14 protein-coding genes and 1 tRNA gene are annotated in these 13817 nt (G+C 58.3%); 9 read left to right on the top strand and 6 right to left on the bottom strand.

Annotated elements, in window-relative coordinates; genetic code table 11:
* Positions 1-303, bottom strand: a 303-nt coding sequence (locus VFO93_RS05400; protein ID WP_325133313.1) for a hypothetical protein, incomplete at its 3' end; no start/stop codon positions are given.
* A 431-nt stretch (positions 304-734) separates the two neighbouring features.
* On the opposite strand from VFO93_RS05400, the gene VFO93_RS05405 reads away from it, so the two are divergent.
* The 7 genes from VFO93_RS05405 to VFO93_RS05435 all read left to right on the top strand — a co-directional run bounded on the left by VFO93_RS05405 (position 735) and on the right by VFO93_RS05435 (position 9985).
* Complete coding sequence (locus VFO93_RS05405) at positions 735-1679, top strand: SMP-30/gluconolactonase/LRE family protein (RefSeq protein ID WP_325133314.1); 945 nt, start codon at positions 735-737, stop codon at positions 1677-1679.
* 377 nt (positions 1680-2056) lie between these two features.
* Positions 2057-2764 (top strand): GAF domain-containing protein, encoded by a 708-nt coding sequence (locus VFO93_RS05410; protein WP_325133315.1) that lies wholly within the window; start codon positions 2057-2059, stop codon positions 2762-2764.
* A gap of 223 nt (positions 2765-2987) precedes the next feature.
* On the top strand, positions 2988-3161 hold the full coding sequence (locus VFO93_RS05415; RefSeq protein ID WP_325133316.1) for a PID-CTERM protein-sorting domain-containing protein: 174 nt from the start codon (positions 2988-2990) through the stop codon (positions 3159-3161).
* A 102-nt stretch (positions 3162-3263) separates the two neighbouring features.
* Positions 3264-3818, top strand: a complete 555-nt coding sequence (gene xrtX, locus VFO93_RS05420; protein ID WP_325133317.1) for an exosortase X — start codon at positions 3264-3266, stop codon at positions 3816-3818.
* Complete coding sequence (locus tag VFO93_RS05425) at positions 3808-4368, top strand: XrtX-associated membrane protein (protein ID WP_325133318.1); 561 nt, start codon at positions 3808-3810, stop codon at positions 4366-4368. Before xrtX ends, VFO93_RS05425 begins: the two co-directional genes overlap by 11 nt.
* 546 nt (positions 4369-4914) lie before the next feature.
* Entirely contained in the window at positions 4915-7017 is a 2103-nt protein-coding gene (locus VFO93_RS05430; protein WP_325133319.1) for a PAS domain-containing sensor histidine kinase, read from the top strand.
* A gap of 202 nt (positions 7018-7219) precedes the next feature.
* Positions 7220-9985 (top strand): TrlF family AAA-like ATPase, encoded by a 2766-nt coding sequence (locus VFO93_RS05435; RefSeq protein WP_325133320.1) that lies wholly within the window; start codon positions 7220-7222, stop codon positions 9983-9985.
* Between the two features lie 143 nt (positions 9986-10128).
* Here VFO93_RS05435 and VFO93_RS05440 read toward each other — a convergent pair.
* The 3 genes from VFO93_RS05440 to VFO93_RS05450 all read right to left on the bottom strand — a co-directional run bounded on the left by VFO93_RS05440 (position 10129) and on the right by VFO93_RS05450 (position 11200).
* Positions 10129-10210 (bottom strand) — tRNA-Leu (locus VFO93_RS05440).
* Between the two features lie 23 nt (positions 10211-10233).
* Positions 10234-10782 (bottom strand): Fe-S protein assembly co-chaperone HscB, encoded by a 549-nt coding sequence (hscB, locus tag VFO93_RS05445; RefSeq protein WP_325133321.1) that lies wholly within the window; start codon positions 10780-10782, stop codon positions 10234-10236.
* A gap of 130 nt (positions 10783-10912) precedes the next feature.
* On the bottom strand, positions 10913-11200 hold the full coding sequence (locus tag VFO93_RS05450) for a putative quinol monooxygenase (RefSeq protein WP_325133322.1): 288 nt from the start codon (positions 11198-11200) through the stop codon (positions 10913-10915).
* A 105-nt stretch (positions 11201-11305) separates the two neighbouring features.
* On the opposite strand from VFO93_RS05450, the gene VFO93_RS05455 reads away from it, so the two are divergent.
* Positions 11306-11500, top strand: a complete 195-nt coding sequence (locus VFO93_RS05455) for a hypothetical protein (RefSeq protein WP_325133323.1) — start codon at positions 11306-11308, stop codon at positions 11498-11500.
* Between the two features lie 249 nt (positions 11501-11749).
* Positions 11750-11953, top strand: coding sequence for a hypothetical protein (locus VFO93_RS05460; RefSeq protein WP_325133324.1), 204 nt, complete (start codon positions 11750-11752; stop codon positions 11951-11953).
* A 44-nt stretch (positions 11954-11997) separates the two neighbouring features.
* On the opposite strand, the gene VFO93_RS05465 is transcribed toward VFO93_RS05460, so the two are convergent.
* Positions 11998-12393, bottom strand: coding sequence for a hypothetical protein (locus VFO93_RS05465; RefSeq protein WP_325133325.1), 396 nt, complete (start codon positions 12391-12393; stop codon positions 11998-12000).
* Between the two features lie 503 nt (positions 12394-12896).
* Entirely contained in the window at positions 12897-13766 is an 870-nt protein-coding gene (locus tag VFO93_RS05470) for an SAM-dependent chlorinase/fluorinase (RefSeq protein WP_325133326.1), read from the bottom strand.
* Positions 13767-13817 lie beyond the last annotated feature (51 nt).

Genomic DNA, 13817 nt, shown 5'->3' on the forward strand with positions numbered 1-13817 from the left:
GTGCTCGATTTTGACGCCTTGGTAGTATTGCTCGAACTTCTGGTGGGTGAAGCCCAGCTCGTCGGTGTCGCGGCGCAGGGGGCGCATCTGCTCATCTTGGCCCAGGCCCAGCTGCTGGCGCAGCACGAAGGCGCCATCGGCAGCGCTGGGGCGACTGGCGGCCCGGAACTCGATGAGCGTGGGCTGGCCGTCGGCTGCCAATTCTTTTTTCTGAAGGCGGGTACCTTCTTGAGCGTGAGCTAAGTGAGGAAGTGTGGCTACGCCCAAAGCGAGCGCGGCTACCGTAGTGTACTTGTGGGACATAAAAGAACTAGATGATTGGAAAAAGTATATCGCCCAATAGGCTCCGCAAGGTATATTTTTTTCTGAAAATGTCAGCCTTAGCAAGGTGAAAATAGAAATAAGCACTGAGCGCTAAAGCCATAATTTTTAAAACGGTACGAAAAATGTTAAGGCGTGCATAAGCTGTTTGGCCTGATAATTAATAAGGTTTTACAATGGTTTCGGATGAATTATAGTATGCATGTAGTACTATGCTGCACGGGCTGAAAAATAAATATTCGTAGTCGGTTTATGAGGGTATGATGAAGCTTGTTTGAGTAACTTTTTTGGGAAAAGTTTATACTTTTTAAGTACACGGGTTGCCGGCAACGATTGCAGCTGGGACTAGCTCACATTCGGCCGCCGGGCGCGTGGGCCGTATAAAAGGGTTTTCAGCTAAAGCTTCTTTGCACATGCGTACTACCTGGATTCGAATTGGCCGCTGGTCGCTGCTGGCGGCCGTAGGAGGCGTACTGCTAACTGGGGCCGCGCGGGCACACGCCCGCCGCCGCGCCAAAGAGCAGGCGCAGGATACGGGCCTATTTGCGGGCTCGCCCACGCCGCAGCTGGTAGCCCGGCAGTTTACCTTCACCGAAGGGCCAGCCGTGGATAAGGCTGGCAACGTGTACTTTACCGACCAGCCCAACAACCAAATCTGGAAGTACGACCTGCGGGGCCAGCTTTCGGTATTTATGGACCCCGCCGGCCGGGCCAACGGCATGTACTTCGACGCGAAAGGCAACCTCATCGCCTGCGCCGACGAGAAAAACCAGCTTTGGTCTATTGCCCCCGACAAGAAAGTGACGGTGCTGGTAGACCAGCCGCCCGGCCACCGCCTCAACGGCCCCAACGACGTGTGGGTGGCCCCCGGCGGCGGCATGTACTTCACCGACCCCTACTACCAGCGCGACTACTGGCAGCACACCGCGCCCGAGCAGCCCGGCCAGTACGTGTACTACCTGGCCCCCGGCCAGCACCAGCCCACGGTGGTCGAGACTACCCTCAAAAAGCCCAACGGTATCATCGGCACCCGCGACGGCAAGACGCTGTACGTTGCCGATATTGAGGGCGACAAAACCTACCGCTACCAGCTCGGTCCTACTGGTGCACTCGCGGGCCGCCAGCTGTTTGTGGAGCAGGGCTCGGACGGCATGACCCTGGACGAGCGCGGCAACGTGTACCTCACCGGCAAGGGCGTGACGGTGTATAGCCCCGCTGGCGAGCGCCTAGCCCACCTCGACGTGCCCGAAGAGTGGACCGGCAACATCTGCTTTGGTGGCAAAGACCGCAAGACGCTGTTCATCACCGCCTCGAAGGGAGTGTACGTGGTGCCCATGCGGGTGCGGGGCGGGCAGTAGGGTGGCGCATGCCATGCCCCGGTGCGCCCGCCGGGCGGGCAGAAAAGCAGGTTTCAACGCAGCTTTTCTGCCCGCCCGGCGGGCGCAAAAGCCGCGCTCAGTGCATCCTTAAAGGAGAGCGTTCTATATAATTTATGTTATTTTTAGATGAAAATATTTTATCATTTTTAGGTAATTAGTGGCTGTTGCTAGCGGTGCCGAAGCTGCCAGGTGGAAATATGGCCAAAAACGGCCTTGTAAAGCTGCTTTGGGCAGTAGTAGTCTATTCTTAACACAGGGTAGGGGATAAGCTGGGTGTATGGTTTTTAGGTAATGGTAGCTTAGATTTGTCTTATTACCGAGTTAGCCTTATCCATTTCCTTTTTTCTGTTAGTGCAATGACTATTACCCCTGGTTACTTGCTGCCGCCCAATGAGGCGGAGCGCCTGCAGGCCCTGCGGCAATACGATATTCGGCACTCGCTGCAAGAGCCGGTATTCAATGAGTTTGTATCCCTCACGGCCCGCATTTTTCACCTGCCCATTTCGCTTATCGCGCTGGTCGATGCCGATGAGGTAGAGTACAAGGCCAACGAGGGACTGCCCGGTCTGCGCCACCAGCCGCGCGTGGAGGCGCTGTGCGCCCTGGCCGTGCGGCAGCGCCAAACCGTGGTGCTGGCCGACGTGGCCCAGGAAACCAACCTCACGGCCGAGGCCGCCATGGCCGCCCAGGCCAAGGGCCTGCGCTTTTACGCGGGCGCACCGCTGGCCATGCTCGGCCACCGCGCCATTGGCACGCTGTGCGTGATAGACCGCCGCCCGCGCACCTTCAGCGCCGACGAGCAGCGCGTGCTCGAGCACCTGGCCCGCCTGGTGGCCGGCACCATTGCCGTGCGCTACTGCTGCCGCCTGGGGCAGGGCGACAAGCAGTGGCAGCTGGTGCAGCGCCACCTGACGGACGAAATCCGCGAGCTGGTGGCGCTGGTGCGCTATCTGTCGGCGCGCTTTGGCCACCAAGTGCCCGTGTCGGGGGCGGTGCTCGAAACCGTGCAGCGCCGCCTGCGCGACCTGGGCCGCCTACTGGAAGAATACACCACCTGCGACTAGCTGCCGCTGCGGCCCGCCGAGCCACCGGCGTATGCTCACTGCGACCGGCCACCAATCAGGGCGTGGCGGCGAAAAAGCTGGTGATTGAATACACAACCTGGGCGGTGAGGCAAGCTCCTGCAATCTATCAGGTTAAAGGCCCGCTGCCAAATTAGCAGCGGGCTTTTTTTTATCATTTTTTACCGCTTTATTTACATTGTCAACTTCTTTCACTCCCACTCCTATGCGTAATTTTTCTCTCCTCGTCACTCTTTTACTGCTCGCCTTCGTGAGCCACGCCCAGCCTAGCTCGGGTGGCCCCACGCCGGCTCCTATCGATGGCGGCATTTCGGTGCTGCTGGCCGGGGGCGCGGCCTACGCCGTGCGCCGCCTGCGCGGCCGCAAGGCCAAGGCCTAGTTGTGCTGAGCGGGCGGGCGGCCCCGGCCGCCCGCCCAGCTTAGGTTTTGCTACTACTACCAGCCGGCCGGCCAGCGTTGGGCCGGGTGGCCTTTTTTGCGTATGTCCCGTTCGTCTTCACCTGCCGCGCCCGCGCCGCTTGTTCGCTTTGCGGTGCTGGCGGGTGCTTTCTACCTGCTCTGGTTTTTTGGCTACGAGCACTACCTGGCCGCCGATGGCCGCCTCGACGTGGCTTTGTCGCACAACCTGGCCAGCGTGAGCGCGGCCGGCCTGCGGCTGCTGGGCTACGCCGTCACTGCTTCGGCCGATGCCCGCCCGCTGCTGACCTTGCAGGGCCAGCCCGCCGTAATCGTGGGCCACGAGTGCAACGGCCTGGTGCTGTACGCGTTGTTTGGTGGCTTCGTGCTGGCTTTTCCCGGCCCGTGGCGCCGCAAGCTGTGGTTTGTGCCGCTGGGGTTGTTTTTGATTTATGCGCTGAACGTGCTGCGCATTATGGCCTTGTGCCTCAACAACTACTACTCGCACCAGACGGTGGATTTCAACCACCACTACACCTTCACGGCCATCGTCTACGCCAGCATTTTTGGCCTCTGGATGTGGTGGGCCACCCGCCTGGCCACCCGGCCGGCACCTACTACTGCCGTGTATGCCGCCTGATGCCCCCCTGCCGGCCCCGGCTGCCCGCCGCCCGCCGGGCCTGCTCGGCGGGCTCGCGCCGGCCCGGCGGGCGCTGTGCTACGGGCTGGTAGCGCTGCTGGTGCTCATCCGGCTTTTTGAAGACGAGCTGTGCGCCGGCCTCGAAGCCGGCTGGCAGCGCCTCAGCGGCCTGCTGCCCGCGCCGGCGTGGCTGAGCGCCGCCAACGCGGCGGCCCAGCGCAGCTTGCAGCGCCTTACGGCCCATCCTCACAGCGTGGCGGTAGAGCTGCTGTATGATGTTACCTACGTGGGCTTGTGCATTGGCCTGCTGTGCGCGCTGCTGCCGGCGGGGCGGGGCTGGCGCTGGAGCTTGCGCATCTACGGCGGCTTTGGGCTGGCGAGCCTGCTGCTCATCTTGCTGGGGCAGGTGGCGGGGCTGCCGCTCCTTACCAACCTGGCCAGCCAGCTGCTGCACGGGCTGCTGTCGCCGCTGCCCCTAATGGTGCTGGTGCCGCTGCTGTGGCTGCAAAGCGCCCAGCCGGCTACCGATGCGGCCGTGGCTTCACGCTAAGGGCGCGCCCACCAGAAAAATAACGGGCTGCCGCGGTCAGTGGCCGTGCCCTGCCGACCTTGGTACGCTACAAGCCGGGTGCCTCTAGGAGGTGCTAATCTGATGCTTAAACTGGTTTGCAGGTAAGTGTAGAGACGCATCTTTGCGTCTCCCGTTATTCAGCTCATCTGACGCGAGACGCAAGGATGCGTCTCTACACTCGCCGCCCGTACACTGACTGCGAAATCGCTGTAATACACAGCTAAGGCGTGCAGCGGGTATTGCGCAGGGGTAGGGCGGGGGGCAGCCAGCAGGGGCTGCTGTTGCGCGCGGGCACTACCACCGCTGCCGCCCAGAGGGCCGTCCGGGCTGGCGGCGGGGCTCTACGTGCTGCGCGTGCAGCAGGGCCGGCAGCAGCAGTCGCTGAAGCTGGTGCGTTAGCGGATGGCTGTTGGGCGGCGGGCCGTGCTGCCGATGTGGTGGGGGCTCTGCATGTTGGGTTAAAAAGCCAGCTTACGAGGGTGGCTGCTGGTAAAACCAAATTTGGCCAGGGCAGTAGTTTCTAGTATGCAAGCTACTGACGCTACCGCCGCCGCGCTTGAGGTGCTGTTTGACCTGCTGCCCACCAACGCGGTGCTGCTGACCCCGGTGTACGACGCGGCACAGACCATCGTGGATTTCACCTTTCACCGCGTCAACCCGGCGGCGCAGCAAATGCTGGGCTTGCCGCCCCGGCCCACCGCCACGCTGCTCCAGCACATGCCGCAGCACGGGCCTACGGGGTTGTTTGCGCACTACTGCCAGGCTTTTGCCAGCGGTGAGCGCATCGAGCGCACGTTTGCGTACCAGGGCGAGGGCTTCGATAGCGCCTACCAGCTGACGGTGCAGCGGGCCGGCGACCTGCTCGTGACGCACTACCTCGACCTCATCACGCTCAGTACCGAGGCCGCGCGGCAGGAGCTGCAAGCCAGCCAGGCCCGCGAGCGCGCCGCCCAGCAAGAGCGGGCCCGGCAGCAGCACCTCATCGAAACCGTGTTTGAGCAAGCCCCCGCCGGCGTGTGGGTGGTGCAGGGGCCCGACTACGTGTTTGAACTCTACAACCCGCGCATGGGCGAGCTACTAGGCCCCCCGCCGGCGCAGGCGCTGGGGCGGCCCTACTTCGAGGTGCTGCCCGAGCTGGCCAGCCAGGGCATTCCGGAGCTGCTGCGCCAGGTGTCGGAAACCGGCGAGGCCGTGCTGCTGGAGGAGTACGCCGCGCACCTCACGCGCCACGCGCCCGGCCAGGTCGGCTACTTCACGTTCGTGTTTCAGCCCCTGCGCGATGCCCAGGGGCACATCAGCCGCATCAGCTGCGTGGGCCTCGACGTGACGGCGCAGGTAGTGGCCCGCCAGCGCATAGAGCAAATAAATCAGGAGCTCGAAGCCCGCGTGCGCGAGCGCACCCGGGCGCTAACCGCCGCCCAGGCCGAGGCCGAGCGCCAGCGCGGCGAGCTCCAGCGGGTGTTTGAGCAGGCACCGCTGGCCATTGCCGTGTACCGGGGGCCTACCTACACTATCGAGCTGGCCAACCCCACGGTGTGCCGCCTGTGGGGGCGGCGGCAGGAGGATATCGTCGGCCTGGGCTTGTTTGAGGCCCTGCCCGAGGTGGCCGGCATGGGCTACGAGGAGCTGCTCGATGGCGTGATGCAAACCGGCCGGCCCGTGGTGGTGCAGGGCATGGAAGCCCAGCACGACCGCCACGGCCGCCGCGAAACCGTGTTCTGGGACTTTGTGTACGTGCCGATGGCCGAGGCCGACGGCCGCATCAGCGGGGCGATGGTAGTGGCCACCGAAGTAACCGCGCAGGTGCGGGCGCGCCGCCAAATCGAGCAGCTCAACCACGAGCTGGAAGCCCGCGTGCAGGCCCGCACTGAAGACGTGCAGGCCCTCAATGCCGAGCTGCAAGCCACCAACGCCGAACTCTACCAAACCAACACCCAGCTCACGCGCACCAACGCCGACCTCGATACCTTCGTGTACACGGCCTCGCACGACCTGAAAGCGCCAATCGCCAACATCGAGGGCCTGCTCAATGCCTTGCACGAAGAGCTGCCCGCCGCCGAGGCGCAGCGCCCGGCCGTGGCCCACCTGCTACACCTGGTGCGCGACTCGGTGGCCCGCTTCCAGCACACGCTGGGCCACCTGGCCAACGTGGCCGAGCTCCAGCAGGTAGGCCTCGGGCAGCCCGACGAGGTAGACCTGGCTACCCTCATCGAGCACGTGCGCCTCGACCTGGCCCCGGCCTTCGAGGCCAGCAAAGGCCAGCTGCGCGTAACCCTGCACGACTGCGCGCAGCCGCTGAACTCGTTTCGGCAGCTGCGCAGCATCGTGTTCAACCTGGTCAGCAACGCCCTCAAGTACTGCCACCCCGACCGGCCGCCCGTGGTGCAGCTCACCGCCCGCTGCACCCCCGGCCAGGTAGCACTCACGGTGCAAGACAACGGCCTCGGCATGAGCCCCGAGCAGCTCAGCGACCTGTTCCGGCTGTTTCGCCGCCTGCACACCCACGTCGAGGGCTCGGGCGTGGGGCTCTACTCCATCAAAAAGCTCATCGACAACGCGGGCGGCACCATTGAGGTCGCCAGCGAGCTGGGCGTGGGCTCCACCTTCACGGTGCGGCTGCCTAGGTAGGTGGAGAAGGATGGGAGTGGGCCAAGATTTATTTTGCTAATTCTATGCTTGCGACCTACCTTGTGGGCTTGAGGTATTTGCCTGCTTTATCAACTCCTGGACTCTCCTACCGTGAAGCGTATACATGCACGCTGCTAAGGTGCAGAAGCTTGGGGAAGTATAAGTATTTGAAATTCTATTAATCTAAAGAAAACAAACATCAATGAAACATTCCGTACATGGCAGTTACTGGTGGAAATGTGATTTTCATAACCATACTCCAGGCTCTAATGATTATGGGAGAAATCCAGCCGAAAAAGCTAGTATGACTGCTAGAGAGTGGTTGTTAGGTTATATGCGAGCCGGAATAGATTGTGTAGGGATAACCGACCATAATACAGGTAAGTGGGTCGATATTCTTAAGGATGAGCTTGTGAAGATGGAGCAAGAACAGCCGCAAGAAGCTGATTATCGGACATTATGCTTATTCCCTGGAGTAGAAATAAGTGTGCAGGGTGGTATCCACTTACTAGCATTATTTGACCCATCCAAAAAGTCGCAAGATATTTTCAGTCTGCTTGGTGCAGTAGGAATGGACGCAGAAGGTTATGGTAATAGTGATACTGTAACTAATGATTCACTTGGAAAGGCTATTGAAAAAATAGTTGCTGCTGGAGGCATAGCAATACCAGCACATGTTGATTGTAAAAAAGGCCTATTTACAGTTTGGGGTAATGCTGTCTCTACCAAAAAGGTGCTGTCTCTCAATAAGCTATTGGCTGTCGAGATAGTTGATGATGCTTTTATACTACCAGATGTCTACCAGAAGGCGAAAGTACATCTAGCAAATATTGTAGGCTCAGATAGTCATTCACCTGATAAGGTAGGCTCAGCTTATACCTGGGTTAAAATGCAAACACCCAATATAGAGGCTCTCAAATTGGCTTTGCATGATGGTGAAGACGGAGTAATTAGAGCTGGTAATGCAGGGACTGACCCAAATGAGGTAGAGAATAGATTTTTTATTTACTCCCTAAAAATTACTACGGGTATGAAGGCAGGTAACGGAAAGCCTTTAGTTGTAAATTTTAGTCCTTGGATGACATCTATTATTGGTGGAAGAGGTTCGGGTAAGTCTAGTGTATTTAATTTTATTAGAATTCCCTTTAATAAAGTAGATAATTTGCCCTCATCTATTAAGGCTGACTACGATAAATTTGCTAGGGAAGGGTCTAAGGCATCAGAAGGAATGCTAAAATCGAATACCGTAATTGAGGTAGAGTTTTTTAAAGAAGGGCGACAGTTGAAATTGGAGTATAGCGCTCACAATAAATCGCGTAAACTTTTTGAGAAAAATAGTGATGGAGATTGGGAGACATCAAGCGATTCTATCGACCCAGTCAAGCATTATAAAATTGATATATTTAGCCAAAAGCAGTTGTATGAGTTAGCTTCTGAGCCTAACCATATTCTTTCTTTGATTGATGGTAAATTCAACAAGATACAATGGCAGGAAAAGCTAGATGAACTGGAAGCAAATTGGATGGCATCTAGGCAAAAGGAGCGTGAGTTATTGCGTGAGGTGAAGAATGAGCATGACGTGAAAGAGGCCTTGAACGCAGTGAATTCTAGACTTGAAACCTATGAAGGCACAGAAAAGGCTCTCTTATTAGAATTTAAAGAATGTAGCTCGGCAAAAGCTACATTAAAGGAGTCAGTAAGTGATTTTGATGAGATAATGTCACAGATGCGAAGCCTTACTGAGCTTTGTTCGGCATATGATTTGATACCTGAGAAGACATTCTCAAATCAGGAGGAAGTTGATAACTTGTACACTGTAGACAGTAAAATTAAGGCTGAGTTTTCTAAAATAGTTGCTGCATATACTAGTTTAGAAGCTATACGCCTCACGATAAGTCCAGAAATCAAGGCATCTCCTTGGTATTCCCGTCAAGCGGCAACTACAGAGAAATACCAAAAATTGGTAGATGATTTACGAGCTGCTGGGCAAGATGCAAATATTGACTACGAAGCCTTGTTGAAGGAGAAAAGAAGTTATGAGGATAAGCTGTCTAAGTTAGATTCTTTAAAACAAGAACTGGTTGAAGCCGAATCTGCTCAGAAAAAGATTCGTACTCAAGTTTACGCTCATCATAAGGAATTGCGTAGTAAAAGAAAGGCGGTTATAGCTGCTTGGGATGCCGCGGGTGATAAGCGCACGATTTCTGTGCAAGTGGACGAATTAAGGGATTATGCTTCTTCAGAGCTTTCATTTAGAAATCTTATTGCAAAACCAGGAGCTGAGTTTGAAGGAGATATCTTGCGTAAGATTGAAAACGAAGGTGGAATTGATGAAGTAAAGAGCGGTTTGCTTTTTGAGATAATGAACTGGCAAGCAGTAGACGACCGCTGGACTAGGCTCAGTCATAGAATCGATGCCTTTATAGATGCTACTGAAGATGTCCCAAATAAATTTGGGATAAGATTTATCAAGCATAAAGAAAGGATTAAAGCTACAACTCCTGAAATGTTGGATAGGCTTATGATATGGGTACCAGAAGACAGAGTAGTGCTTAAGTTGCTTCGTGACGGCCGTGAGGAGGATATTGATACTGGTTCAGCTGGGCAAAAGACAGCAGGAATGCTGTCTCTATTATTAACTTTAGACTCAGGCCCCCTACTAATTGACCAACCAGAAGATGACCTTGATACTAGGCTTATCGGTGAATTGCTAGTGGCTAATTTCAAACTTCTTAAGCAGAAACGACAGATTATTGTAGTAACCCACAATCCTAATATCGCCGTTAATGGTAGCTCAGAGAAAATTGTGCAAATGGAATTTAAGCATGGCCAAATAGTTAAGATGCACTCAGGTGCGCTACAGGACAAAGGCGTTCGCGGAGCTGTTTGTGAGATTATGGAAGGGGGTAAGGATGCTCTTGATAAACGTTACTATAGAATATCCCAAGCTCTTAGTACAATGAGTTAAATACTTGACACGAAAAAGCCTGGCCAATCGGCTAGGCTTTTTCGTGTCAAGTCAATACTACTGCCCAATATTAAATATCTACAACCACTCAACGCAAAAGCCCCTTCTCAGTCCTGCTGAGAAGGGGCTTTTTGTTGCTTCAGTACCTGGAGCCGGAGTCGAACCGGCACACCTTGCGGTAATGGTGTTTGAGACCATCGCGTCTACCGGTTCCGCCATCCAGGCAACTACTCCGCGCGGCCGGTAGCTCACGAGCGGGCCGCAAAGGTAGCTACTTGTTGCCGAAGCCGCAAGAGGTAGCGCTTTTTTAAGTAATAGGTTTTAATCTGGGCCAGGGCGGCGGGGCGGTGGTCGGGCGGCAGCTGGGCGTAGCCGGCCAGTACCGGCTGAATGCCAGCGTCGAGCGTATCGGCCAGGGCCGTTACGTCGGCGGCTACCTGGGCGGTGGCAGTGGCGTCGGGCTCCATTTCCAGCTCCATCAGCTGCTCGTTCAGCTCCATTACCTCCATTAGGAAGTCGGGCGGCAGCTGGTTTTGGGCGCTGCCTTCTTCGAGCAGGCCGTGCTGGCCGAGCAGGTAGGCCATGCGGGCGTCGGGGTCGGCGAGGGTGCGGTAGGCGTCGGTGTTGAGGGTGCTCAGGCGCAGGGCCTCGGCCTGCTCGGCGGGCGTGGCCTGGGCGTGGAAGTCGGGGTGCAGCTCGCGGCTGAGCTGGTAGTACTTCTTTTTCAGCGCGCCCTCATCGAGCAAAAAGGCTTCGGGCAGGCCGTAGAAGGCGAAGTAGTTGGGGGCGTCGGGCATGGGGTAGGGGTGTGGGGCGGGGATAGTGGGGTTGGCGGGCAGGATGACGGCCGGTTGCCATCGCCATCATCTCGCCTAACTACCGCCAGGCAGGGCAAGTAGTTGGCTGGCGCGGCAAATTTGCCGCGCCTCACCCCGCCCGCACCACCGAAAACGCCTGCGCGGGCGCGGCCAGCAGGCGCTTGGTGGCCGGCCACACCTCCCCAAACAGCGCCGAGCGGCGGTAGGCATCGAGCGCCGCCGCGTCGAGCCAGTGGCTGTAGGTGCAGTAGACGTGCGGCTGGTCGGTATCCTGCCACAGCTCGAGGTGCTGGCACCCCGGCTGCTGCCGGATGCGGGCCTCCGAGGCGCGAAACAAGGCCAGAAAAGCCGGCACCTGGGCCGGGTCAAACGTGAGGCGAACGATACGCAGGAGCATAGCCAAAAACAGAACGAAGTGAGAAATAACCGCTTGCCGCCTAACCCATGGCCCAAGCAGCCCGTAAAGTTGACCTCATTCTCCTCACAAATCCTGTTTTTGCGTATGAATCCGCTATCCTGCCGCCCGCTGTGGCTCGCCGGCCCGGCCCTGGCCCTGGGCGTGCTTTTGACCTCTTGCTCCAGCGAGCCCAAAGCCACCGACCCTAATAAAACCGCCGAAGTAGTATCCGACCAAAAGACGGTGGAAGTAACTGCCGACTCGGGTGCCGCCCAGGCCGATACTACTAATAAGATGTAAGGCCGTAAGGCTCTGTCTGACCGGCGCGTAAACCAGTTTAGTAGCTTGTTTGCGCGCCGGTTTTTATTTTGGGTGAGCTATGGTGCAGTCGTTGAGAGGCGTAGAGACGCAATATTTTGCGTCTTGCGTCAGGATACGTTACCGAACGCAAGACGCAAAATATTGCGTCTCTACACGCGCTGCCCGCAACCCGCCGATAAACCAAAATTCGAAAAAGTCCGTTACTTTGCATTACTATTACTAGCTCTTATGCAGGCGACTATCATTTCGGTTCTGGCGGCTCTTGCTTCGAGCCTGGCGGCGGGCCTGGCCTACGTCAAATACAGAGGCATGGCGAAAGAATTTGATAGGGCGGAGATAACGGTAGTGAACACGCGCACCGGCAAAACGGCCACGCTCCCGCGCAACTACAGCCCCACGGCCGTCGAGCAATTGCTGGAGCTGGCTAAGTAGCCCGCTCCGCTTTTTTGCAGTACCCAGCCTGGCCAGTCGCCGGGCTATTTTGTTTCCGGCGGGGGCTTGGTACTCACCACGATAAGCTCGCTCATGCGGTGCTCGTGAATGCTCTTGCTGAGCTCCAGTACCTGCTGCTCTAGCTGCAAGCGGGCGGGCGAGTTGGGCGGCAGGCGCTTGGCGCGCTTTTCCATCTGGGCGAGGTAGCGCTCGGCCCGGCGCGTCACGGCCGAGGCCTTGCGGTCGGCCACCCACTCCTGCGCGTGCTCTTGCACCAGCCAGGCCACGCCCCGCCCCACGAAGGGCGCGAGCGCCCCCACCGCGATGGGCGCGAGCTTGCCCGGCAACAGCCCCGCCAGCAAAACCCAGGCAGAAGCTATCGCGTCTTTCAGCTCGATAGAAGCAGCAGAAACAGGCTTGGGCGTTGATTCGTCGGACATTGCGGGTGGCGCGCTTGGCTAATGCCATTAGCCGCAAGGTAAGAACGTTTTTAGTAACCGTCTTGGTTGCCTTCTGCCTCAGAGTTGTCTCCAAACCAATTATTCGAGGTTGCAGAATAGCCGCGAAGCGGCGACATGTTGGTAGTTTACCTGATTTTCAGCAATCCAGAGCCGCAAAGCGGCGGCATATTACCGTAGGTGCCGCCGCTTTGCGGCTCTCAACAGGTGATGGGCTGCGCTAGCTACCAACATGTCGCCGCTTCGCGGCTACGCCGCAACTTGGATTAATTAATCCAATTAATCCAAGTTGTGGAGCAGCCCCAGCGGGGCGGCCCGTCGGTAGCAAACAGGTCGCTTCAACGCCCCCAAGCCCCGTAGGGGCGACCCGTTCACCTGCCTGGGCGCCCCTACGGGGCTTTGTTACAGTGACAGGAATGGGTTTCTACCGACGGGCCGCCCCGCTGGGGCTGCTCCACAACTTGGATTAATTGATACCCGCATTTTTAGCGCGCCGCGTCGGCTACATCCGGTCGGCGCTCCTCAAACCACACATCCACCTGCGAGTCGAAATACAGTCCCAGCAGCTCGCTGGCGTGGCCCTGGTTGATGGCGATGCACAGGCAGCCCTGCGGGTTGAAGGTGCAGACGATTTCGCCGGGCGGGGCGGCGGCGAAGTGCGGGCGCAGCTCGCGCACGGCCTCGCGGCCAAACTTGACGGTAGCGACCCGGCCCCGGCCCGTCACCTCCACCGCCTCGCGCGAGATGTTGGTAATCAAGTTGCCGTAGTGGTCTACGTGCACCACGTGGCCGGTCACGCGGTTGTCTTGCAGGCGCACCTGGCGGTTGGTGAACGAGTAAAACTCGGTGGTCGGCAAGCCCAGGCTGTCAAGCGGGTGGCCCAGGGCGAGGCTCACGGCGGCGGGGGCTAGCACGTCGCGGGTGGGGTTGAGGCTAGCGGCCACGGGCGTGCTGCTGGGCAGCACCGTCGCCATCACGGGCAGGGCGGGCGGGGCCACGGCGCTGAGGCGCACCAGCCGCTCGGGCGGGCCGTCGCAGAGTAGCGAAAGCAGGCCGTTATCGGCCGCCACGAAGTAGTGGCCCTCGTGCTGGGCGGCGTGCCAGGCGGGCGCGGCCACGGCCCCGGCCGGGCTAGCCCCGTAGTCGCTCACCGCGATGAGGTGGGTAGTGCCCGCCGGGTAGTCGCGAAACACGGCCCGCAGCACGTGCACGGCGTGCGCGATGTTGTAGGGCTCCACACCGTGCGTGATGTCGAGCACCGGCAGGGTGGGGGCCAGCTGGAGCAAACGGGCCTTGAGCGCGGCCACGTAGTGGTCGCGGTAGCCAAAATCCGTCAGTAGCGTTAAGACCCCCATGCCCCCAGTTGTCCGATTTTGCGTAGTATTGTTTAAGTTGCCGGCAGCCGG

Source organism: Hymenobacter sp., assembly GCF_035709525.1.
Lineage (GTDB): Bacteria > Bacteroidota > Bacteroidia > Cytophagales > Hymenobacteraceae > Hymenobacter.